The sequence below is a fragment of the Microvirga aerophila genome (assembly GCF_003332305.1).
Lineage (GTDB): Bacteria > Pseudomonadota > Alphaproteobacteria > Rhizobiales > Beijerinckiaceae > Microvirga > Microvirga aerophila.
The window spans coordinates 1-21,968 of sequence record NZ_QOIO01000052.1 but is presented as its reverse complement, the minus strand read 5'-3'; the positions used below and the strand labels follow the sequence as shown (position 1 = coordinate 21,968).

At 62.4% G+C, this 21,968-nt stretch carries 19 protein-coding genes and 2 tRNA genes; 11 read left to right on the top strand and 10 right to left on the bottom strand.

The window, feature by feature from the left end; genetic code table 11:
• Positions 1–138: 138 nt before the first annotated feature.
• The 3 genes from DRB19_RS22850 (at position 139) to DRB19_RS22840 (ending at position 7,064) form a co-directional block, all read left to right on the top strand.
• Complete coding sequence (locus DRB19_RS22850) at positions 139–3,750, top strand: FecR domain-containing protein (RefSeq protein ID WP_114188330.1); 3,612 nt, start codon at positions 139–141, stop codon at positions 3,748–3,750.
• A gap of 19 nt (positions 3,751–3,769) precedes the next feature.
• The gene (locus tag DRB19_RS22845) at positions 3,770–5,728 is read left to right on the top strand and encodes a CHASE2 domain-containing protein (RefSeq protein WP_245439749.1); all 1,959 of its coding nucleotides are present in this window, start codon (positions 3,770–3,772) and stop codon (positions 5,726–5,728) included.
• Positions 5,729–6,176: 448 nt separating this feature from the next.
• Complete coding sequence (locus DRB19_RS22840) at positions 6,177–7,064, top strand: cation diffusion facilitator family transporter (protein WP_114188329.1); 888 nt, start codon at positions 6,177–6,179, stop codon at positions 7,062–7,064.
• Between the two features lie 80 nt (positions 7,065–7,144).
• On the opposite strand, the gene DRB19_RS22835 is transcribed toward DRB19_RS22840, so the two are convergent.
• From DRB19_RS22835 to DRB19_RS22790, 9 genes are all read right to left on the bottom strand, one after another.
• Complete coding sequence (locus tag DRB19_RS22835; protein ID WP_114188328.1) at positions 7,145–8,899, bottom strand: ABC transporter substrate-binding protein; 1,755 nt, start codon at positions 8,897–8,899, stop codon at positions 7,145–7,147.
• A gap of 88 nt (positions 8,900–8,987) precedes the next feature.
• The gene (locus DRB19_RS22830; protein WP_114188327.1) at positions 8,988–9,272 is read right to left on the bottom strand and encodes a DUF2160 domain-containing protein; all 285 of its coding nucleotides are present in this window, start codon (positions 9,270–9,272) and stop codon (positions 8,988–8,990) included.
• A gap of 12 nt (positions 9,273–9,284) precedes the next feature.
• On the bottom strand, positions 9,285–10,061 hold the full coding sequence (locus DRB19_RS22825; protein ID WP_114188347.1) for a carbohydrate ABC transporter permease: 777 nt from the start codon (positions 10,059–10,061) through the stop codon (positions 9,285–9,287).
• 107 nt (positions 10,062–10,168) lie between these two features.
• On the bottom strand, positions 10,169–11,065 hold the full coding sequence (locus tag DRB19_RS22820; protein ID WP_114188326.1) for a carbohydrate ABC transporter permease: 897 nt from the start codon (positions 11,063–11,065) through the stop codon (positions 10,169–10,171).
• Positions 11,062–12,162: an ABC transporter ATP-binding protein gene (locus tag DRB19_RS22815; RefSeq protein ID WP_114188325.1), complete on the bottom strand. Its 1,101-nt coding sequence runs from the start codon at positions 12,160–12,162 to the stop codon at positions 11,062–11,064. The genes DRB19_RS22820 and DRB19_RS22815 overlap by 4 nt, the downstream gene beginning before the upstream one ends.
• A gap of 10 nt (positions 12,163–12,172) precedes the next feature.
• Positions 12,173–13,261, bottom strand: coding sequence for an ABC transporter ATP-binding protein (locus DRB19_RS22810; RefSeq protein ID WP_114188324.1), 1,089 nt, complete (start codon positions 13,259–13,261; stop codon positions 12,173–12,175).
• A 311-nt stretch (positions 13,262–13,572) separates the two neighbouring features.
• Positions 13,573–14,925 (bottom strand): M10 family metallopeptidase C-terminal domain-containing protein, encoded by a 1,353-nt coding sequence (locus DRB19_RS22805; RefSeq protein ID WP_162815809.1) that lies wholly within the window; start codon positions 14,923–14,925, stop codon positions 13,573–13,575.
• A 743-nt stretch (positions 14,926–15,668) separates the two neighbouring features.
• Positions 15,669–15,743, bottom strand: a tRNA-Gly gene (locus DRB19_RS22795).
• 24 nt (positions 15,744–15,767) lie between these two features.
• A tRNA-Ala gene (locus tag DRB19_RS22790) sits at positions 15,768–15,843 on the bottom strand.
• Positions 15,844–16,149: 306 nt separating this feature from the next.
• Here DRB19_RS22790 and DRB19_RS22785 point away from each other — a divergent pair.
• The 8 genes from DRB19_RS22785 (at position 16,150) to DRB19_RS22750 (ending at position 21,354) form a co-directional block, all read left to right on the top strand.
• Positions 16,150–17,448 carry a tyrosine-type recombinase/integrase gene (locus DRB19_RS22785; protein WP_114188321.1) on the top strand — a complete coding sequence of 433 codons (1,299 nt, stop codon included), beginning with the start codon at positions 16,150–16,152 and terminating at the stop codon, positions 17,446–17,448.
• A gap of 90 nt (positions 17,449–17,538) precedes the next feature.
• Entirely contained in the window at positions 17,539–18,273 is a 735-nt protein-coding gene (locus DRB19_RS22780; protein ID WP_114188320.1) for a hypothetical protein, read from the top strand.
• A gap of 107 nt (positions 18,274–18,380) precedes the next feature.
• On the top strand, positions 18,381–18,590 hold the full coding sequence (locus tag DRB19_RS22775; protein ID WP_147021966.1) for a helix-turn-helix transcriptional regulator: 210 nt from the start codon (positions 18,381–18,383) through the stop codon (positions 18,588–18,590).
• Positions 18,591–18,908: 318 nt separating this feature from the next.
• The gene (locus DRB19_RS22770) at positions 18,909–19,151 is read left to right on the top strand and encodes a hypothetical protein (protein ID WP_114188318.1); all 243 of its coding nucleotides are present in this window, start codon (positions 18,909–18,911) and stop codon (positions 19,149–19,151) included.
• Entirely contained in the window at positions 19,135–20,250 is a 1,116-nt protein-coding gene (locus DRB19_RS22765; RefSeq protein WP_162815808.1) for an AAA family ATPase, read from the top strand. Before DRB19_RS22770 ends, DRB19_RS22765 begins: the two co-directional genes overlap by 17 nt.
• Before the next feature lie 221 nt (positions 20,251–20,471).
• On the top strand, positions 20,472–20,933 hold the full coding sequence (locus DRB19_RS22760) for a DUF5681 domain-containing protein (protein WP_114188316.1): 462 nt from the start codon (positions 20,472–20,474) through the stop codon (positions 20,931–20,933).
• Entirely contained in the window at positions 20,930–21,115 is a 186-nt protein-coding gene (locus DRB19_RS22755; RefSeq protein ID WP_114188315.1) for a hypothetical protein, read from the top strand. The genes DRB19_RS22760 and DRB19_RS22755 overlap by 4 nt, the downstream gene beginning before the upstream one ends.
• Positions 21,112–21,354, top strand: coding sequence for a hypothetical protein (locus tag DRB19_RS22750; RefSeq protein ID WP_114188314.1), 243 nt, complete (start codon positions 21,112–21,114; stop codon positions 21,352–21,354). Before DRB19_RS22755 ends, DRB19_RS22750 begins: the two co-directional genes overlap by 4 nt.
• Positions 21,355–21,461: 107 nt before the next feature.
• Here DRB19_RS22750 and DRB19_RS22745 read toward each other — a convergent pair whose 3' ends face one another.
• A complete protein-coding gene (locus DRB19_RS22745; RefSeq protein ID WP_147023549.1) occupies positions 21,462–21,878 on the bottom strand; it encodes a hypothetical protein in 417 nt (138 codons plus the stop codon).
• Positions 21,879–21,968: the final 90 nt, after the last annotated feature.

Genomic DNA, 21,968 nt, shown 5'->3' with positions numbered 1-21,968 from the left:
TCTGAGTGGCCGCCTCATACTCCCTCTGTGTGCTCTAAAACACAGCTCAAATTTGCGGAATCCGCTTTGAAGTTATTCCATCCCTGCTAAGGTTCGCCGAACCCAGGGCCACGTTGTAACTTATAAGCCGATCTTCCCATGCATTCCCGATCTCTCCGGTATCTGGTCGCCGCCAGCGCCCTTGCGTTGTCTCTTGCCGAGGCCCGCGCCCAGTCGCCCGTACCACGCGTAACTCCCGCGGCCGGCTCGATTGTAGCCGCAAAAGGCGGCGAGGAACTGCGCTTCGTCCGCGAAGGCGACTGGCGCACCGCCGCCCTCAAGCAGGACCTTCTCGGCGGCGACACCCTGCGCACCAACGCCATCGGCAACCTGGCGATCCTGTTTTCGGACCAGACCCAGATCCGCGTCGGACGCAACTCGGTTCTGACCGTCAACGGGGTGTCCTCTGGGCAGACCAACACCCAGCTCGAGCTCCAGGCCGGCAATGTCTGGGCCCGCGCCTCCCGTGGCGGCCCGGGCGTCGACGTGAAAACCCCTGCGGCGGTGGCGGCGATCCGCGGCACGGACTGGTCCCTGTCCGTGGACGCCTCCGGCCGGACATCCCTGATCGTGCTGGAAGGCGTGGTCGAATTGTCGAACCCACAGGGCTCCGTGACCGTGCGCCAGGGCGAGGGCGCGGTTGCGGCCATCGGCCAGGCTCCAACCAAGTTCGTGCTCGTCAGTCCCAACGACCGCGAGCAGATGCTGTTCTACCTGACCTTGCGGGACGGCGTCATGTGGCTGCCGGCGACCTCGCTGCGCGGCTCCGCCCGCAGCGCGGAGCGCGCGCGCATCGAGGCGATCCCGCCGGAAGCGCGGCGTGGCGAGGATTGGCTGAGCCGCGCCGAGGTGGCGCTGGTGCTGGATGGCCGCAAGGTGGCCGCAGCCGCCCTGGCCGAGGCCCGCCGCCATCCTCTGAATGCGCAGCAGCGCGCCCGCGCGGATCTCGTGGAAGGCCTGATGGCGGGCGCGGAGCGCCGCTGGACCGACGCGGCGGCCCTGTTCGCACGGGCCGAGTGCGGCGTCGACCGCAGCCGTCGCGTCACGGCAGCCTATGGACGCTACATCGCCGCCTCCCTGGCCGATCCGAAGCGTGCCCTGGCCGAGCCGAAATTTGGCCAGGACAGCCCTGAAGCCGCCATGGCGCGCGCGTTCGTGACCGGCTTCAAGCAGGATCTGACCGCCGCCGCGGAGGTCGCGGCAGCGGCCGAGAAGCGGTTCCCTCACGATACGCGCCTCGCCATCTTCTCGGCTCAACTGTCCCTTGCGCTCAACCGGCGGGCCGAGATGCGCGCATCCGTCGATCGCGTGCGCGCCGTCGATCCCAACGACCATCTGGTCCTCGCCATGAGCGGCCGGATCAAGGCCGATGTGGACAGCGACAGGATGGGAGCGCTCGCGGACCTGCGCCAAGCCGCCGCCACGGCGCCGGGCGATTCCGATGTCTGGAACGAGATCGGCATGCTGCAGGCGGAGCTCGAGGCTCCCATCGAGTCCGAGGCGGCTTTCCGGCGCGCCATCGAAATGGATCCGGAAAACCCCATCGCCTACGGCAACCTTGCGATCATTCTGCTCGATCAGAGCCGCATGGAGGAAGCCCGGGCCCTCATCGACAAGGCCTTGGATCTCGATCCGGATTTCCACGTGGCCTACATCGCGCGGGGCCGCTACCTGCTGCAGAAGGGCGACATGGCCGGGGCGATCGAGTCGATCCTGGCCGGATCGGCCGCGAACCCGGCTTATTCCAATGGCCTCGTGGCCGCAGCTATCGCGTATTACCAGAACGGCGAGGTTGAGCTGGCCGAGCAGGCCATCGACAACGCGGACCGGCTCGATCCGAACGATCCGGTGGTCGCCGTCCTGAGGACGGCCATGGCGATCGACCAGTATAAGGCCGACGACGCCGTGCGGTTTGCCCGCGAGTCCATCAAGCGGTCGAGATCCCGCGGCGGCGATTATGCGGGCCTGTCCGCCACCCGGCAAAGCGGCTCGTACCCGGCTGACGCCTACCGGTTCGTCGGCCTGCACGAATGGGGACGGTTCTACGGCGATAGGACCTTCGATCCTTTCGCGGCTTCAAGCTATTTCGACCAGGCGGCCAGCGCCCGCCCGAACGTACTCGCCACCGCCCCAACCCTGTCGAGCGTGGAGACCGGCAGCGACCCCGGCCTTCCTGCCTTCAATCTCGTGGTTCAGGGATTGATGCTCGATCCCCTTGCGGTCGGCGGACGCATTGGGCGGATCGATCTCCTGCGCCGCCCCTTCATCGACACGGAATTCGGCGGGAGCCTCATCTCCCGGGACGGAGAACTGGGCTGGAGATCCGACGTGGCGGTCCACGGGTTCTCCAACGAGCCGATTCCCACTTCCTTCGCATTGACGGCGGGCCGCCTGCGGGCGGATGCCCTGTATTCGTACGAGCGGGAGAGGCTCGACAACGCCTCCCTGTTCATCGGCGCAGCACCCTCGGCGGCCGACCGGCTCCTGCTCTTCGGAACTTTCGCCAGCAGCGAACCCGGCACGCTGACCTTGTCGGGTCCGCTCAACTTCTACTCCGCCGCCCGGGAGGCGACCGAGTATCAGCTCGGTGCCGGCTGGAGCCACACCTTCGGTTTCCATAACGTCCTGACGGCTGCGGCCTTCACGGCGCACAGCGACGACACGATCGATGACGACAGCATTGGCCTCGATGCGACGCTGACGCCTTTCGAACTCGTACGGCGGCGAAAGACCCGCGGGGACGCAACCGTTTTCGCCCTGAACCATATGATCGGTCTTGGGGGCGTCACGTTCCGCTATGGGGCGGAGACGTTCATCGGAGACTCGAACGCCAGGGCAACCGGGCAGCTGAACGGCGTGGACGTGCCGCCCGAGATCACCGACGTCTCTTATGACGGCGGTCGTCTCTATGTAGACGCGTTCTGGCGGCCGAACGACTGGTTTGAAGCGCAGGCCGGCCTCGAAGGAACGTCCTTCGGCCTCGACGGTCTGCCATCGGACAGTCACCTGCTGCCGCGCGCCGGCATCGGCCTTTCACCCTTTGAAGGGCAATGGCTGCGAGCGGCCTACCGCAGCGATGTCTTCCTGCCGGCCACCACCACTCTCTCGCCGCTCACCACGGTCGGCCTCCTGCCGAATGTGCTGCCCCTCGCGGTCGGCGGCATTGTCGATACCCTGGCGCTGCGGTGGGATGCGGAATGGTCTCCCCACTTCTTCACCTCCGTGGAGTACCAGCGGCAGGACGTGCAGAGCGTGAGCCTCCCGATCCCGGAAGCCTTCGACCCGATCGCGATCGACAAGGCCCGGTTCGAGCGGCTGAGCGCCACCGCCAATCTCTGGCTGGGCCATGGCATCGGCGTGTTCGGAACCGTCGGCGTCTCTCCGACCGAAATCAGAGCCGGGAACGTCTATGGCGAAGCCGTTCCGTTCGTGGCAGAGCGCTTCGCGCGGGCCGGCATCACGTTCGTTCATCCAAGCCGCCTGAAATTCACCCTGGCCGAGACCTTCCTGGGCGACATCACTGGGGATCTGACGGGGCTACCGCTCCAGGACTACTGGACGACGGATGCATCGCTCACCTGGGAGACCCCGGACCGGCGGCTCCTCCTGGGGCTGACGGTGCTCAACCTGTTCGACGAGGAATTCGACCTCAGCGTCGGGATTCCCGGGCCGAGCCGCACCGTGGCGGCGAGCCTGAAGGCGCGGTTCTAGGGTGGGCCTCAGGTCGATCTTGGGCTCGCTGACCGATGGTCCGGGCCGTTCGCCCTGGCGCCACCTCATCATCGCGGCCCTGATCTCGGCGCTTCTGATCCCGGTTTCGTTCTTCCGGCCCTTCGGACTGATCGAGGCGCGGCTCTACGACATCTTGTCCACCATCGCGCCGCCCCGTCCCCCGCAGCCGGGAGCGGTCATCGTGGCGATCGACGAGCCGTCCTTCTCGGAAGTGGGGCAGCGTTGGCCGTGGTCCCGGGATCTGCATGCGCGGCTGGTGAAGAGCCTGCGCAAGGCGGGAGCGAAGGTCATTGCCTTCGACATCATCTTTGCCGAGCCGTCCATGGAAGACGCAGACCGGACGCTCGCCGCGGCCCTCGGGCCGGACGTCGTGCTCGCGGCGGACGACGTGACCACCGTGCTCGACCAGGGCGTCCAGACCACACGGGTCAACCCGATCGATCCCTTCCTGGAAGCCGGGGCCCTGCCCGGCGTGACGGCCGTGGAGCTCGACGGCGACGCCTACCTGCGCCGCATGCCGCGCCTGCCTGACAGCTTTGCGGCCGAGGCCCTGCGGCTGAACGGATTTTCGGCTCCTGTGCCGCCCGAAGGAGCGCTTATCCAGTATTTCGGGCCGTCCCGAACCTATCCCACTGTTTCCTATTATCAGGCCCTGGCACCCGAGACCTTCCTGCCACCGGGCCGCCTCAAGGGTCAGACTGTCCTGATCGGCCTGAACCTCAAGGCCGACATGGCGGTGGACAGTGGTGCGCCGGACGCGTTTCCGACCGCCTATACGCTCACCAGCGAGAGCCTGACGGCCGGCGTGGAGGTGCAGGCGACCGTCATGGACAACCTCCGCCACGGCCTTTATGCGGTTCCCGTTCCGCGTGTCGTCCTGGCTGGGCTGATCGTAGCCGCTGCCTTCATGGCGGCCCTCGTCTGTCGCAAAGGCTTCAACTGGCGCAGAGCCGCCCTGGCATGCCTCAGCATCGTCCTGCTGATCGCCGGCGCATGGGCGCTGCTGCGGTTCGGCCGCATCTGGGCGCCTCCCGCCCTTCCGGTAGCGGCCGCCCTTGGCGTGTTCGGCGCGCGGTTCGGCCTGGACTACATGAATGAGCGCCAGTTGCGCCGCACGGTGTCGGAGGCCTTCTCCCGCTATCTTGCGCCCGAACTGGTGGCGCAGCTAGCCCGCGATCCCAGCGCGCTGAAACTCGGCGGCGAGCGCCGCAACCTTACGGTTCTCTTCTGCGATGTGCGCGGGTTCACCAGCATGTCCGAGAAGCTGAAGGACGAGCCGGAGCGGCTCACGACCCTGATCAACCGCCTTCTCGATGCACTCTCGGAAGCCGTGCTGGCAGAGGGCGGCACCATCGACAAGTACATGGGCGATTGCGTGATGGCGTTCTGGAATGCTCCGCTGCCGAGCCCGGACCATCCGCTCAAGGCCGTGCGCGCAGCCCTCGGCATGATCAAGGCCGTGGAACACCTGAACCTCGTTCTGCATGCGGAAGAGGGCGATGTCGCGCCGCGTTTCGCCGTTGGCGTCGGAATCAACACGGGCGATTGCGTGGTCGGCAATGTGGGGTCTCGCTGGCGCTACGATTATTCCGTGCTGGGCGATGCCGTGAACCTCGCCTCCCGGCTGGAGAGTCTGTCGAAGGAATTCGGCGTGTCCTTGATCTTGGGGCCTGCAACCGCCGAGGCGGTGCGCGAGCATTACGTTCTCATCGAGCTCGACCGGATCGCGGTGCGCGGCCGGGCCGCCGAGTCGGCCATCTACACGGTGGTGGCGCCCGTCGAACAACGGAAGGATCCGGCAGTCACCGAAATCGAGAGCCTGCATCCCCGTATTCTCGAATTGCTGCGGTCCGGCAGGAAGCAGGAGGCGGACGCACTCATCGTCCCTGCGCGGACTCTGATGCCATTGCTTGCGGGTTATTACGACAAACTCGTAGGACGGTTTTCAACGCCCTGACGCGCCGACCGACCCCAAAGTTGCCGCGCGCCTGTTCCCTCCCCCTTGAGGGGAGGGTGGCCGCGAAGCGGTCGGGTGGGGGTTGGTGCGACTAGGTGATTGATGGGGAGGTGAGGCTGTAGCGGCCGCGTGCTCTAACAACGAAGCACGGCGCCCCGACTTTACGACCCCCACCTCCACCTCCTCCCCGCTGTTCAGAATGAACAGACGTAAGGGGGAGGAGAGGAGCGGCGGCCCTCGCTACATGCGGCTGTTCGCTCTTGGCCCAACAGCAATATCGCGCATGCAAGTCCCATTCTGTGAGGACACCAAGGCGTCTGCGGCACCACTCTGCGCAAGCCCTGCACTTGCGAGCCATTGGCAAGTATAAACAAAGGCTTGCGCCTCGTTCGCCACCCTCTATAAGGACGCCTCGCCCTCCCCCGCTGATCCGTATTATTGTGTCGCAATGGACAAGATCCAAAAACTTGCCATTGGCAGCATTTTCGTCGGAGCGATTGTTTTCGTTCTGAAATATGCCGCCTATCACCTCACGGGCAGCATTGCGCTCTATTCGGACGCCCTCGAGAGCATCATCAACGTGGTCACGGCAGTGGCAGCCTTTCTGGCCGTGCGCTTGAGCGCGCAGCCGGCGGACGCCAACCACCCTTACGGTCACCACAAGGTCGAATATTTCTCCGCGGTTCTCGAGGGCGTGCTGATCATCGTCGCGGCCCTTGCCATCCTGCGGGAGGCCTACTTCGGCTTCCTGTCCCCGAAGGCGCTCGACGCAACGGCCGCCGGCCTAACTGTCAACGGACTTGCGACCGCTATCAACTCCGTTTGGGCCTGGGTTCTCATCCGGCAGGGCCGCCTCAGGCGCTCCCCGGCGCTTGCGGCCGATGGCCGTCATCTTCTGACCGATGTGGTCACATCGGTCGGCGTACTGGGAGGGTTGCTTCTGGTGCCGCTCACGGGCTGGCACTGGCTCGATCCGGCCCTCGCCTCCGTCGTGGCGCTCAACATCGTCTGGTCGGGTTGGGGCCTGATGAAGGAAAGCATCGGGGGCCTCATGGACGAGGCCCTGCCGGAGGCCACATTGACCCGTGTCCGCGACGTGATCGCCGGCAATGCGGAAGGCGCTATCGAGGCGCACGATCTGCGCACCCGCCACGCGGGGCGCATGACCTTCATCGACTTCCATCTCGTGGTGCCGGGCCACATGAGCGTCACGGATGCGCACGACATCTGCGACCGCCTCGAGCGGGCGCTGAAGAACGAGGTCGAAGACTCGCTGATCACCATCCACGTCGAGCCGGACGTCAAGGCCAAGCACGCAGGCATCGTGGTTTTGTAGGACCGCCGTCGATCCGGGGCCAATGCGATGAAAAAGGAGGGCACGTTTGCGCCCTCCTGTTCTTCCGATATGCGCTCGACTCAGCTGCGCTTGGGCGGAGACGCTGGCCAGCTCTTGATGAGCGTGTCGTAATCGACCGTCTCACCCTTCGGCTTTTCGTTTTCGAGCTTGGGCTGCGGAGCCACCGTGCCGGCGGTGGCCGCCTTCTTGATCCAGTCTTCAGCGGACGTCTTCGGGTTCAGCTTGGGACCGCACTCGCCCTGTACGTTGGCGCGCTCGAGACGTCCGAGCACTTCGTCCTGAGCGGCCGCAAGCGAATCCATCGCCTGTTGCGGGGTCTTGGAGCCGGAGGCCGCATCACCGATGTTCTGCCACCAGAGCTGCGCGAGCTTCGGGTAATCCGGCACGTTGTTGCCCGTCGGAGTCCACTGCACGCGGGCCGGCGAGCGGTAGAACTCCACGAGCCCGCCGAGCTTGGGAGCTCGATCGGTCATGGACTGATGCCAGATGTCGCTCTCGCGGATGAAGGTGAGGCCCACATGGCTCTTCTTCAGCGAGACCGATTTGGAGGTCACGAACTGGGCATAGAGCCAGGCGGCCTTGCGGCGGTCGACCGGAGTGGACTTGAGGAGCGTCCACGCGCCGGCGTCCTGGTAGCCGAGTTTCATGCCCTCCTTCCAGTAGGCGCCGTGCGGCGAGGGCGCCATGCGCCATTTCGGCGTGCCGTCCTGGTTCACCACCGGCAGGCCGGGCTTCACCATGTCGGCCGTGAACGCCGTGTACCAGAAGATCTGTTGGGCGATGTTGCCCTGTGCCGGCACAGGTCCCGATTCGGAGAAGTTCATGCCGTTCGCCTGAGGCGGGGCGTATTTCTTCATCCAATCGAGATATTTGGCGATCGAGTAGACGGCGGCAGCGCCATTGGTGTCGCCGCCGCGATCGACCGAGGAGCCGACCGGGCGGCAGCCCTCCATGCGGATGCCCCACTCGTCGACGGGCTTGCCGTTGGGAATGCCCTTGTCGCCGTTGCCTGCCATGGACAGCCAAGCATCGGTGAAGCGCCAGCCCAGCGACGGATCCTTGCGGCCGTAATCCATGTGGCCGTAAACCTTGACGCCATCGACCTCCTTCACGTCGTTGGTGAAGAACTCGGCGATGTCCTCATAAGCCGACCAGTTCACCGGCACACCGAGGTCGTAGCCGTACTTGGCCTTGAATCTTTCCTTGAAGTCCGGGCGCTGGAACCAATCGTAGCGGAACCAGTACACGTTCGCGAATTGCTGGTCGGGCAGCTGATACATCTTGCCGTCAGGCGCAGTCGTGAAGGACTTGCCGATGAAGTCGTTGACGTCGAGGGTCGGCGAGGTGACGTCCTTGCCCTCGCCCGCCATCCAATCGTCGAGTGCAACCGCCTGCTTGTAGCGGAAATGGGTGCCGATGAGGTCGGAATCGTTGACCCAGGCATCGTAGACGTTGCGGCCCGACTGCATCTGGGTCTGGATCTTCTCCACCACGTCGCCCTCCTGGATGAGGTCGTGGGTGAGCTTGATGCCGGTGATTTCCGAGAACGCCTTGGCGAGGGTCCGGGCTTCGTATTCGTGAGTGGTGATCGTTTCGGAGACCACGTTGATCTCCATGCCGGCGAAGGGTTTCGCGGCATTCACGAACCATTCCATCTCCTTCGCCTGCTCTTCCTTCGAGAGCGTCGAAGGCTGGAATTCCGAATCGATCCAGCGGCGGGCCTCTTCCATGCCGGCGAATGCGGCGCTCGTGCCGAGCGCCAGCGCAACCGTGCTTGCCGAGACAAGCAGCGTAAGACGCGACTTTGGCAACATGTGTTCTTCCTCCCATTATCGGCCGGCATTTGTCGCCGGTCGGTCTCGTCGGCTCATTCGAGCCGCAGAGTCGTTTTGAACCTTGCCCTCACACGAAGCGGAATACGGCCGCCGCATACAGGAGAGAAAGGCCGAAAGCCCACCAGAGTTGGTCCGGGCCGAAGAGCCCGAGCCAGGCGAGATGGATGAAGGCCGCGCCAAGCAGCGAAATGAAGAGCCGGTCGCCCCGGGTGGTGGGAATGCGCAGCACTCCCACGCGCTCCGTTTCCGGGCGATACACGGCGAGCACGGTCATCACCAAAAGGAGGCTTGCGATGCCGGCGAAGAAGAGCGCCGTCTGCCACGTCCAGGCCATCCAGGCAAAATCAGGCATGGGCGCTCCTCCTCAAACCCGACCCAGGGCAAAGCCCTTGGCGATGTAATTGCGGACGAACCAGATCACGAGCGCCCCCGGCACGATGGTGAGAACGCCTGCCGCCGCCAGCATGCCCCAATCCATGCCCGAGGCGGAGATCGTGCGGGTCATGGTGGCGGCAATCGGCTTGGCGTTCACGGTGGTGAGGGTGCGCGCAAGCAGCAGTTCAACCCAGGAGAACATGAAGCAGAAGAACGCCGCGACGCCGATGCCCGACGCAATCAGCGGCATGAAGATCTTCACGAAGAAGCGCGGGAACGAATAGCCGTCGATGGCGGCGGTCTCGTCGATCTCGCGCGGCACGCCAGACATGAAGCCCTCCAGGATCCACACGGCGAGCGGAATGTTGAACAGGCAATGCGCCAATGCGACCGCCCAGGGCGTATCGAAGAGCCCGATGGCCGAATAGAGGTTGAAGAACGGCAGGGCGAACACCGCCGGCGGCGCCATGCGGTTGGTGAGCAGCCAGAAGAACAGGTGCTTGTCGCCCAAGAAACGATAGCGTGAGAACGCGTAGGCCGCCGGCAGCGCGAAGGAAATCGACAGCACCGTATTGATGACCACGTAGGTGAGCGAGTTGATGTAGCCCGAGTACCAGCTCTGGTCCGTGAAGATCCGGATGTAATTGTCGAAGGTTATTTGGCGGGGCCAGAGCGTGAGGCCCGACGTGATCTCCGTGTTGGTCTTCAGGCTCATGTTCACGAGCCAGTAGATCGGCAGCATCAGGAACACGAGGTAGAGCGTCATCACGACGGCTTTGCCGTTGACCCGGGGGCCCGCCAGGGCACGGTTGGCCGCAACCGTTCCGGTTTTCGCGTCCTTCCTGTCGGCGGTCCCGATGGCGATGGTGTCGGTCATGCCTCGACCCTCTCGCGATCGGCGTCCACGTTGGTCATCACCGTGTAGAAGACCCAGCAGATCGCCAGGATGATCAGGTTGTAGACGAGCGACAGGGCGGCCGCCTTGCCGAGATCGAACTGCCCGAGCGCCAGCTTCACGAGGTCGATGGACAGGAACGTAGTGGCGTTGCCGGGTCCGCCGCCAGTGAGCACGAAAGGCTCCGTATAGATCATGAACGAGTCCATGAAGCGCAGGAGCACGGCGATCAGGAGCACCCGGCGCATCTTGGGCAGCTGGATGGTGCGGAACACCGCCCAGCGGGACGCGCCATCGATGCGCGCCGCCTGATAATAGGCGTCGGGGATCGATTTGAGGCCTGCGTAGCAGAGGAGCGCCACGAGGCTCGTCCAATGCCATACATCCATGACGATGATGGTGGCCCACGCGTCAAGGGCGTCGCCGGTGTAGTTGTAGTCGATGCCCAGATGGTTGACGACCCAGCCGAGCAGCCCGATATCGCCGCGCGCAAAGACCTGCCAGATCGTGCCCACCACGTTCCACGGAATGAGCAGCGGCAGCGCCATCAGGACGAGGCAGAGCGCCACCGTCCATCCCTCCCTGGGCATCGATAGCGCCACGAGGATTCCGAGCGGGATCTCGATCGCCAGAATGATGGCCGAGAACAGAAGCGTTCGCCACAGGGCTTCGAAGAAGCGCCCGCCGAGTTCCTTGGACGGGTCGAGCAGCTCCTGGAACCAGCCGATTCCGTTCCAGAAGAACTGGTTGTTGCCGAAGGTGTCCTGCACCGAATAGTTCACCACCGTCATCAAAGGCAGCACGGCCGAGAACGCCACGATGGCGAAGACCGGCAAGACCAGGAACCAGGCCTTGTTGTTGAGGGTCTTCGTCATCGCACCTGACCTCCGGCTGCTTCACCGGCCACCAGATGTCCGTCCGCATAGATGTGGACATGGTGCGGATCGAACGCGAGCGCGGCCTCGTCCCCCTCGATGGTGATGTCGTCCGGCACGCTCGCGGTGAGCGGGCGTCCGCTCATCTCGACGCGGGCGATCCGTGCGCGGCCAATGTCGTCGATGCGCCTTAGGCGCACGGGCAGGCCCGCGCCCTTGTGCTGCAGTCTCAGGAATTCGGGCCGGATGCCGAGCTCGATTCGCTGCGATTGCGGCAAAGCCCGATAAGCCCGCGACAGCGCCACCGCTTCGTCGCCGATGTAAGCCGTCGCGCCGTCGACCCGGCACGGCAGGATGTTCATGCCGGGGGAGCCGATGAAATGGCCCACGAAAGTGTGGGCCGGGCGCTCGAAGAGCTCTTCGGGTGTTCCGGTCTGAACGACGGCGCCGTCATGCATGACCACGACCTTGTCGGCGAAGGTCAGCGCCTCGGTCTGGTCGTGGGTCACGTAGATCATGGTAATGTCGAGCGCCCGGTGGATTTCCTTGAGGGTCGAGCGCAGCTGCCATTTCAGGTGCGGGTCGATGACCGTGAGCGGCTCATCGAACAGGATCGCGGACACGTCCGAGCGCACGAGGCCACGGCCGAGGGAAATCTTCTGCTTCATGTCGGCCGTGAGATTGCTCGCCTTGCGGTCGAGAACGCGGCCGAGATCGAGCAGGCGGGCGATCTCTTCCACGCGCGAGGCGGTTCGCTCGCGTGGCACGCCCCGGTTCTTCAGCGGAAAGGCAAGGTTCTCGCGCACCGTCATGGTGTCGTAAACCACCGGAAACTGAAACACCTGGGCGATGTTGCGCGCCTCCGTGGGCAGGTCCGTCACGTCCCGGTCGTCGAACAGGATGCGACCACGCGTCGGGCGCACCAGCCCCGAGATGATGTTGAGAAGCGTCGTCTTCCCGCAACCCGAGGGCCCGAGCAGCGCATAGGCCCCGCCCTGGCTCCAGACGTGATTGATTTCCTTGAGCGCGTAGTCCTGCGGTCCCTGGGGATCGGGCCGGTAGGCGTGGGCGAGATGATCGAGGGTGATGCGGGCCACGGCGCGATCCTCAAGCTGCCTGCTGGGCGACGTCGGCCGCCGCGAGGCGGCCCGTGCCGTCGAACAGGAAAAGGTGACGTGGATCGAGATAGGCCGTGACGTCGGAGCCAGGCTCCAGGCGCTTCACGCCGGGCACGAGCGCGATGAGCCGGCGTTCGCTCGCATCGAGATGGACGAAGCTCTCCGAGCCGGTGATCTCCGCGACCGAGACAGTTGCCGGGATGGCGAACAGGTCGCCACCCGATGGTTCGAGGCCGAGATGGTGCGCTCGGAAGCCCACCGTGTAATCCCCATCGGGAACACCCGCGAAAACGCCCGTGGGACGAAACTCCCCGCCGGTGCTCAAGGCGATGACGCCCGCAGATTTGCGCGCCGCGACGGTGTTCAGCGGCGGATCGGAGAAAACGCCTGCGCTGACCAGATCGTGCGGCTGGCGATAGACCCGTGGGGTCGGACCGAACTGGGTGACCTGGCCCTGGAACAGGGTCGCTGTGTTGCCGCCCAGCAGCAGCGCCTCGGTCGGCTCGGTGGTGGCGTAGACGAAGATCGCGCCAGAGGCGGCAAAGACCCTCGGCAGTTCCTCGCGCAATTCTTCGCGCAGCTTGTAGTCGAGATTGGCCAGAGGTTCGTCGAGCAGCACCAGATCGGCGCGCTTGACCAGCGCCCGCGCGATGGCGGTACGCTGCTGCTGCCCTCCGGACAGGTTGAGGGGCTTGCGGTCGAGATAAGGTTCGAGCTTGAGAAGCCTTGCGGCCTCCTGCACCCGGGCGTGAATTTCATCTCGGGAAAGGCCCGCGACACGCAGCGGCGAGGCGATGTTCTCATAAACCGTGAAGGACGGATAATTGATAAACTGCTGATAGACCATCGCGATGCTGCGGCGCTGCACGGCACAACCGGTTACGTCCTTGCCGTCGACCAGGACCCGCCCGCTCGTAGGTGCGTCGAGGCCTGCCATGAGGCGCATCAGCGAGGTCTTGCCCGAAAGCGTCGCGCCGAGAAGCACGTTGAGGGAACCGCGTTCAAGCGTCAACGACACTTTGCCGATATGCGTCTCCGCGCCGACCTTCTTGCTGACGTTGTCGAGAACGAGTGTCACAGGGGCGATCCCTCGCATTGGCAAGGAGGAGCCTGTGTGGACGCGGAGCGCAAAAGGGATCGACGCGCCTTCCTGACGGAAAGCTTGCGGCTGACGTCGAGGGTCCCTTCTCCCAAGTGCTTCCTCCCTGAAGCCCTCGTTCGATTCGTGACTTTTTATGCTTATTGTTGCCGCAAGCGTAAGTGGGTCCCGGACCAAGCGCAAGAGCCCCCGGTCATCCCAAAGGGCCGGAGGAATGTCCCATGCGGGGAAGCGCAGCCGGCGTCTCCTGAACGCCTGGACGCCGACTGCTCCGGGAACGCGAAAAAACTCTAGACCACGAAGAAATCGACGTGACTGACCTTGGGCTTGTTCACCAGAGTGGCGAATTGCACGGCGGCTCCCCGGCCGGAACCGTCCGGGTCGTAGAGCACCGCGCCCGTCACGCCGTTATAGACGATGCGGTCATTCGCATCGTGAGCCGACGGCCCTTTCCAAAATGCGGTGGCCGGAAGCGTGCCGGTCTTGGTGAGTTTGGAAAAGACCGCGTTCTCGAGCCGGATGGTGTCGCCCGGCACGGAGAAGTCGGCGATGCGGTCGGTGTTGGTGCTTCTGTTGGGCTTGGTGTCGAACAAGAAGATGTCTTTGCCGGCTCTGCCAGTGAGCACGTCATTGCCGCCGCGGCCCGACAGAACGTTCGCAGCCGCGTTTCCGATGATCTTGTCGTTGCCAGACCCGCCACGGGCGTTTTCGATCAGCGACCGGGGGTCGCCTTCGACCTGCAGAGCGTTAGCGACGTTGCCGCGGGCATAATGGCCTGGTCCGAGGAGGGCAAGCTGCTGGCTCGACGTTGTCGTCCACTCGCCTGGGCGCAGGTCGACCATGAGATTGGTGGCATAGTTGGAGAAATCATAGAGGTCGACTCCGCCGCCGTCCCACACGGTGCGAAAGATCCGGTTGGCTCCAGGGCTTCCCTGCCCGGCGCCGTCGACGAAGGTCTCGCCTGTGGCGGGATCCCACCGATAGGTCGTGTTGCCCCCATTGGTGGAGAAATCCGCGCCGTACAAGTGCTGCAAGGCCGCGATATCGTACATCATGAAAGTCTGGGCGAAGCTCCAGATCTCGTTCTCGGCGGAGAGGCCGGCCGCGCCCACGTAGGACCGGTAGGTCATGATCGAATATTCCATCGAGTCATGAGCCGCCGTCATGGCCGCGAAGCCTCCCGCTTCGCCGTCGTGACCGTGCTTGAGGCCCAGCGTATGGCCGATTTCGTGAATCATCGTGCCGAAGGCGTAGTTGCCGAGCACCGGCACGTCATACCATCCGGTCGAGTTGCCGTACCAGATATCGCCGGCCTCCGCGCCGGCGCCGGGCATGTAAGACCAAGCGGTGGCGGGCCCGTCCGACATCGCCTGCCGGATCGTGGCGTGGGATGTCGCGGTCTCGCCAACCTCGCTGAAATTCAGGTTCGTCAATGAGGAAGCCATCGCGAAGACCTGACGCGCGACTGCGGCCTGCTGGCCGTTCAAAGCCTCGAAATTGGCCCGCGGCTCCTGGTGGCCGTACCCGGCCTCATAATTTGAAGCGCTTGTGGGGAAACTGAACGTGAGATCCAAGGCATCCCACCGTTCGCCGCTCAATATGCCGTCCATATCCTGATCGTTCGTCGAACCAACTGAAATCATGCCTGGCATTCAAAGTTCCCCGTAGTGGAATACTTACGGCTAACAGGCAAAAACTTGGCTTCACATAACTATTTGGTGGCATCAGGCGATCCTATTTACTAGGATAAACCGCCTATCTGCGGGTTTTACTTCGGTTTTAAGCCACTTTGTGAATTCATACTCACGAATGCGAAGCATCGAAGGCTTCGAAAAGAGATATTTGGTATAAAGAGCATCACCGCTCCGGCGGCGCGGAGGCGCGCACAGCCATCATCGAGAACAGACCTTTACGCTTCTGCCATGCCCCATTCCCAATGTTGAGCGCCCAGGTGCGCCGACGCACGCCGGAGCCAGCAGGAAACAGCCATGCTGCACACTGTTTTTCGTTCGATGTCGGAGAGGGAAAGACATGCGTGGGTGGATCAGACTTCCTTGCCTGCTTTCGACACCGCCGAACAGGCGGCCAGAAGATCATCAGGCCATAAGGCTCGCGAAAACCGAGCAGTACCAAGCCGTCCTGGCTGAAATCGCGTCGGACGACTCCGTTTCGGTCATGCGGCCGCACGATCTGCCGGAGGCCGTTCGGGGCTTGATCGAGAACTGGACGAAGGCCTAGCCCGCCTCGTCGAAACATGAACACCGACGCTGTCCGACAAGACGCTTAACTAGATGGTGTCACGAGCTACCAGATGCCGGACGCCGAGCTTGAAAGATTCGCGACTTCTGGGAAGTTCGGACTAGCAGTAAGACTGCCATTTGGAAACTGGAGCGGGCGAAGGGATTCGAACCCTCGACCCCAACCTTGGCAAGGTTGTGCTCTACCCCTGAGCTACACCCGCACGCCCCGTTTCGTCAGACCAGGTTGGTGGAGCCAGGCGGAATCGAACCGCCGACCTCTTGAATGCCATTCAAGCGCTCTCCCAACTGAGCTATGGCCCCAACCTGGACAGGGCGGCATTTCTGCCGCCATGCTCTCCGGTCCATGACACCGTACCGGCGGTTGCCGGTCACTCGCAATGCCCTGTTCCTCAAGGGAAGGAATGGTGCCGCAAGAGGGATTCGAACCCCCGACCCCCTCATTACGAATGAGAAGGCGGTAATTTCTGGGTGTATCCTGATGTTTCTTGTAGACACCCCGTTCCGTTGCGTTTCAATGGTTTATATCGTCTGATTTGTTCTGGCATTTCCGCCAGTTTCCTTATTCGGTGGTCACCCGGTGGTCACCGCGCACTGAAGTGACCACGGATGGCAAAAGACAAGGTCGCGATCAAGCTCACAAAGCGAACGGTTGATGCTGCTCAGCCAGCAGCCGCGCGCTATGAGGTGTGGGATAGCGAGCTAAAGGGATTTGGCCTCCGAGTTGAGCCGTCTGGAATCAAATCATTCATTGTGAGGTATCGACCAGGGGCAGGAGGGAGAAAGGCTCCAAAGCGATTTGTCAGCATTGGGCGATATGGCGCACTAACCCCTGATGACGCCCGACGGAGGGCCAAAGAAATCTTGGGTTCCGCAGCAAATGGCGAAGATCCAGCCGATGCTATTGCCCAGGAGCGGGCAGCTGCTAGCCTCTCTGATCTGGCAAAAGCCTTCGTAGCGGATCACGTCAAGAAGAAGCGGAAGCCCAAGACGGTAGAGAGCTACGAGCACGTCATAAACGCCTATCTTCTGCCTGAACTTGGCCAGAGGAAGGCTGGTGCAATTGCCCGCTCCGATATATCCCGCCTTCATGGGAAGCTCTTCAGTAAGCCGGCTATTGCAAATCGGGTGCTTGCTGTTGCCAGTTCGATGTTCTCCTGGGGCTCGACCCACGGCTATGTGCCAGAGGCTTTTAACCCTGCTTCCCGGATCGAAAAATATCAGGAGAAGCGGCGCGAGCGGTTCCTATCGTCTTACGAAATCGAACGCATAGGGGAGGCTCTGCGGGACGCTGAGACAATCGGCCTGCCATGGGAGCCGGACCCAAACAAAAAATCGAAGCACGCCCCGAAGGATGACAACCGCCGCGTGAAGGTGAGTACCGAGGCTGTGGCGGCGATCCGCTTGCTCCTACTGACTGGCGCCCGCCTTCGAGAGATCCTGCACTTAAGATGGGAATACGTGGACTTCGAACGTGGGTTGCTTCTCCTCCCTGACTCCAAGACAGGCCGGAAGACCATCATCCTGAACGCCCCCGCCCTTTCGATCCTTGAAGGGCTAGCGAGAACATCCCGGTACGTCCTTCCTGGTGATGATCCCAATAAACCTCGGGCCGATCTCAAGAGGCCATGGGCCGCCGTCTCAACACGGGCAGGCCTAAACGGCGTTCGCCTTCATGACCTTCGACATACCCATGCCAGCTTTGGCGCCGGCTCTGGCATGGGTCTTCCAATTATCGGCAAACTACTTGGGCATACCCAATCAGCGACAACGGCTCGCTATGCGCACTTGGACGCCGATCCGCTGCGCCGAGCATCAAACAAAATTGGGGACGCGATCTCTGCCGCCCTCGACGGCAGACCTAAAGCGCCTGTTATTCCTATCAAAGGACAGACAGGCGAGAGCTGAGTTTCAGAGACGCACACGGCTAGGCCGGCCAGCCGAAAACCCCGACCGCACCGGGGCTGCCGTGTGCATTTTCCATAGTGCGGATAACGCATGTGCGGTGCGATGGGACAAATTTACATACCACCTGGCTATGTCTGGATTATTGATGCGGTGCTCCTGATAGTTCAGTACCGCTACCCAAGTCGATGGACACCAGAGAAAATGTTGCCTGGAGAGGGGGAGGTTTGGGACAAGATTGCGACAAATCAGTTATCTCCGGAATTCATAGAGGACCACATTTTATACTATGTAGATGAGAAAGCGCGTGCTTCAGATCCCTCAACGAGGGTCCGCCTGAATGACTATGGCGAAGCTATACTTCTGTTCAGAGGTTTGATTGCCGAAGGAGCAATGAAAGCTCATTTCATCAATGAGAGAGGCCAAATCGAGCATATAAACGGCGAAGGTCTACGGGCCCCAGGCGGCGAGATAATCCTTTCGCAGGGGTATGTCTTTCTAGAGGACAGTCCAAAAACCCGGCGGTATCTCTTTGTCGAAGAGGCCGCAATAATCGCTTTGTTCAACTCCGACCACTCATCGGTAGTAGAGCATCAGACAGTCCCTTCCAATCCGAAAGCCAAAAGGAAGCGCGGGGCTGTTTCACTAGGCTCAGATGATCAGCCCTTGGTCGCTGAGATGCATAGGCTCATTGAGACGGGGGCAGCGCGCTCGATTTCAGCCGCGGCCGGCATGGTAGTCTCAAACGCTCCCGGTCTTGGCTCTGAGGAAAGCAAATTGACCCGTCTACGTAAGCGGTACGCGGACACCTACACAAAGCTGGATTAATTCGCTCCAATTCGCTCCAATTCACTGACTTCTATCCAGGGCCCGAGCGCTCTCATTCTCTGGTCATTCCCGGCACGACCGGGTGTTTCCTTCAAGCGGAAATGACCATGAGCCCCAACGAGTATGTAGACACTCGCAAGCTGGCCGAGATCACCGGCATCAGCGCCAGCACCTGGAATAAGCGCCGCCTGACCGGCGATACTCCCCCCTTCACGAAGATCGGCAAATCGGTCCGCTACCATGTCCCGACTGTGAGGGAGTGGCTGGCCAACCTTCAGCGCCGCTCGACCTCTGATAGCGCCGCAGCCGCCGCGTGAACCCCTCCCCACACGAAAAAGCCCCGAGCGCTGGGACCGCCAAGTCATGCGCAGGGGGCTTCCAAAGGACTTTCGTCAATATGGCTATATCTAGCGCAAAGCGCTCTAAGCGCCAATCCGTTCTGGCCCATCCTGATCTCTTCGCTTGGGCCCAGCATAATTCTCCCGTCACCAACCCTGCCGTCCGAGCGGTTATGCGTCGGGCACGCGTATAGGCAGCAGTAGCCGCCGTCATCTGCGAACTCTCCGGCTTCGGTCAGGAGGTGGCGAATGTCTAAGCCTACCAGCCCTGCTCCTTCGTCAGCCACGAGGTGCTCTATGAGCACATCGCAGCATCACGTCTCCCATGGGACACCGGAAGCCTACCGGGAGTTCATCGCCGAGATGCTCGGCATGGCTCGCATCCAAGCGGAGATCGGCGAGACTTACGCAGCCACCGGCGACGACGCCGGCCTCGACTATGCCATGCGCCGGCTGGCGGCCTATACCCGCGCTGCCCTCGGCACCCTCGCAGACCTGAAAACCGAGAAACATGGAGGGGCCGATGAATGCGCCGCTTAAGGATGATCCGTTCGCCGACATCGACCTCGGCCCTGTGGACTTGGAGGACTGGACCCCAAGCCGGGCCGAGCCTTCGGCCAAGGCCCGGTTCTCGTCCGCCTACCGGCTGCGGCAGAAGCACTTTGAGCCACTCAAGTACGTGGTGCCCGGCTATATCGCGGAGGGCTGCACATTGCTGGCAGGCCGCCCAAAGCTGGGCAAGTCCTGGCTTGTGCTTGAAATGGGCCTCTCCGTGGCCATGGGTGAGGCCTGCCTGGGCGGTGTGCTCTGTGAGCAGGGCGATGTGCTCTACCTCGCCCTGGAGGACAACGAGCGCCGGCTGCAAAAGCGCATGGACAAGGTTCTCGGACCGCTCGAAGACTGGCCTGAGAACTTTCACTATGCCACCGACTGCCCACGGGCGAACGAGGGCGGCATCGATGCGATCCGCGATTGGATCAGGAGCGTTCGTCATCCGCGTCTCGTGATCGTGGACGTGCTGGCCATGTTCAAGCCGGTGCGTGGCGCCGCCGAGAATATGTATGAAGCTGATTACCACGCCATCAAAGGCTTGCAGGCTCTGGCGTCTGAATACCGTGTGGCGATCATCGTCGTGCATCACACCCGCAAGGGTGGCAGTGACGTGGACCCGTTCGAGAAGGTAAGTGGCACCCTGGGGCTGTCCGGCGCCGCTGACACCACCATTGTTCTCGACCGGGACAGCAATGGAGCCACTATTTACGGGCGCGGGCGTGACATCGAGGAGATCGAGAGCGCGGTCGAGTTCAACAAGGGCGATTGCCGGTGGTTCGTTCTTGGGCAGGCCTCGGAGGTGCGGCGGACGGACGAACGATCCGCCATTCTCGAAGTTCTGAACGACGCCGATGAGCCGATGGGACCGCGCGAGATCTCCATCGCAACCGGAGCCGACCGGAACAACATCGATCAGCTCCTCTACAAGATGGCCAAGGCTGGCGAGGTGCTGAAAGCGAAACGAGGCCGCTACATCCACCCCAGCCGAACCGATCTTATCGAGGCTCATGCTTCTACCCCCCATAAGAACGATAAGAAGATAAGAAGCGGGGAGGATGAGGACGCGGAGGGCAGCCACAATGCGTAGCTCTCCTTCTTATCTTCTTACTGATCTTATCGGGGGTCGAAGGGGGCAAGGACCAGAAGCGGCACATCTGTCGAATGTCCCGATAACCCTCACAACTCTGGCTTTGGGGTGTGCTGGCTGGCTCCGTGCTATTGAACATCCCGAACGCTTGTATCCGGTGCCAGCCTCTCCGATGGCCGCACCTTTCACCTATTCGGATCACCTGAGTGCGAAGAGCTGACATGACGGACGCCAAGTCACCCCGAAAAAACGCGGGCAATACGCGGAAGAAGGTTCCGGAGGGCAGGCGCTTCCAGCCCGGCAACTCCGGTCGCCCTCAAGGCTCTCGCAACAGGGCAACCCTTGCCATGGAAGCCCTGCTCGACGGCGAGGCAGAGGCCCTGACCCGCAAGGCGATCGAGATGGCAAAGGAGGGCGATGCAACTGCTATGCGGCTTGTTCTGGACAGGCTTCTGCCACCAAGGCGTGACCGGCCGGTGAACTTTGCCCTGCCGAAGCTAGAGACGCCGGCTGACGCTGTGAGAGCAACTGCCGCCATTACTGAAGCCGTGGCATCCGGCGAGCTGACGCCCATGGAAGCCGGTGAGATGGCCAAACTGGTTGAAGGCTTCACCCGAGCCTTTGAGATCCACGACATCGACAAGCGACTGTCACAGCTTGAAACCGAGAGAGGTACCGTATGAGCAAGGATATCCGACGCCGCATCATCCGCCTTGAGCAGACAGATCACCAAGAGGCGATCCAATACGACGTCAGCGACTGTCCTCTCGAAGAGTTGGAGAGCGATCTGGGCGGAGCAACTACTCTGTCCCCGATCCTGACGGAAGAGGAATGGCAGGCGCTCTATTGCGGGGGTGACGCATGAGGCAATCGACAGTCACCAGGCTTCAGCGGATCGAGAAGCGGCGGAACCCCTTCGGCGAGGTCAGCAACATGACCGACGATCAGTTGTTAGCTTTCCTGCGCCAGGAGATCCGGGAAAGCGGGGGTACTGAGATGGCAGCCGCGGCAGCCCGGGCGAATGGGGACGAGGCAACGGCTCTGATCATCGAGGCGTCAGAGGATTGCAAGAGCGGGGCCGAATTGATGAAGCGGATAATCTAAGTTGCCAGCTTGCCGCCTGCTGATGCCTCAATCTGAGAGGATGTGAAGTACCTTCAGGAGTGCCACAGTGCTGATCATCTCAGGGAGACGGTGGAGTAATTGGCGCATCAAAATAATTGCCCCGCAGAGGAGCACTTGAGGTCCAATATTTCTGGCTCTGACATTACAAAGGCGGCTCCATCCGTTCGGCTAAAGAAGCCGACAACTTCCGGTCGCTTGCTAAAAAGGCCAGTCTTGTCGCCGCCACGGAACCCAAGCGAAGTCTGGTCTGCAAGATCCATTGGGAATACGCCATTGAACGCGGTCAGTCCGGGCGGCTGTTCCAAGAGGAACATGACCTCTCTCGTGGTAAAGGTGAAGTTAGCCTTGGCAGCAGCAGGAATGGCTTGTCTGTCGGGTTCGAGGCTCTCTTCTATGCTCGGGTAGTACCATCCAGTACAGCGCAACTCGATGTCGGATGCGTTTGCCGAACTGTGCACTGCCACTACACCTGTGACGGCACACAGCACCGCAAAACGTTTCATGCAGTTCCCTCTTAGAGCCCGTCCCGAAAAGGGTTGAGTGGCCGAGGCCTCTATGATTCCAGGAAGGTGCTGAAGCCTGACCTGGAACCG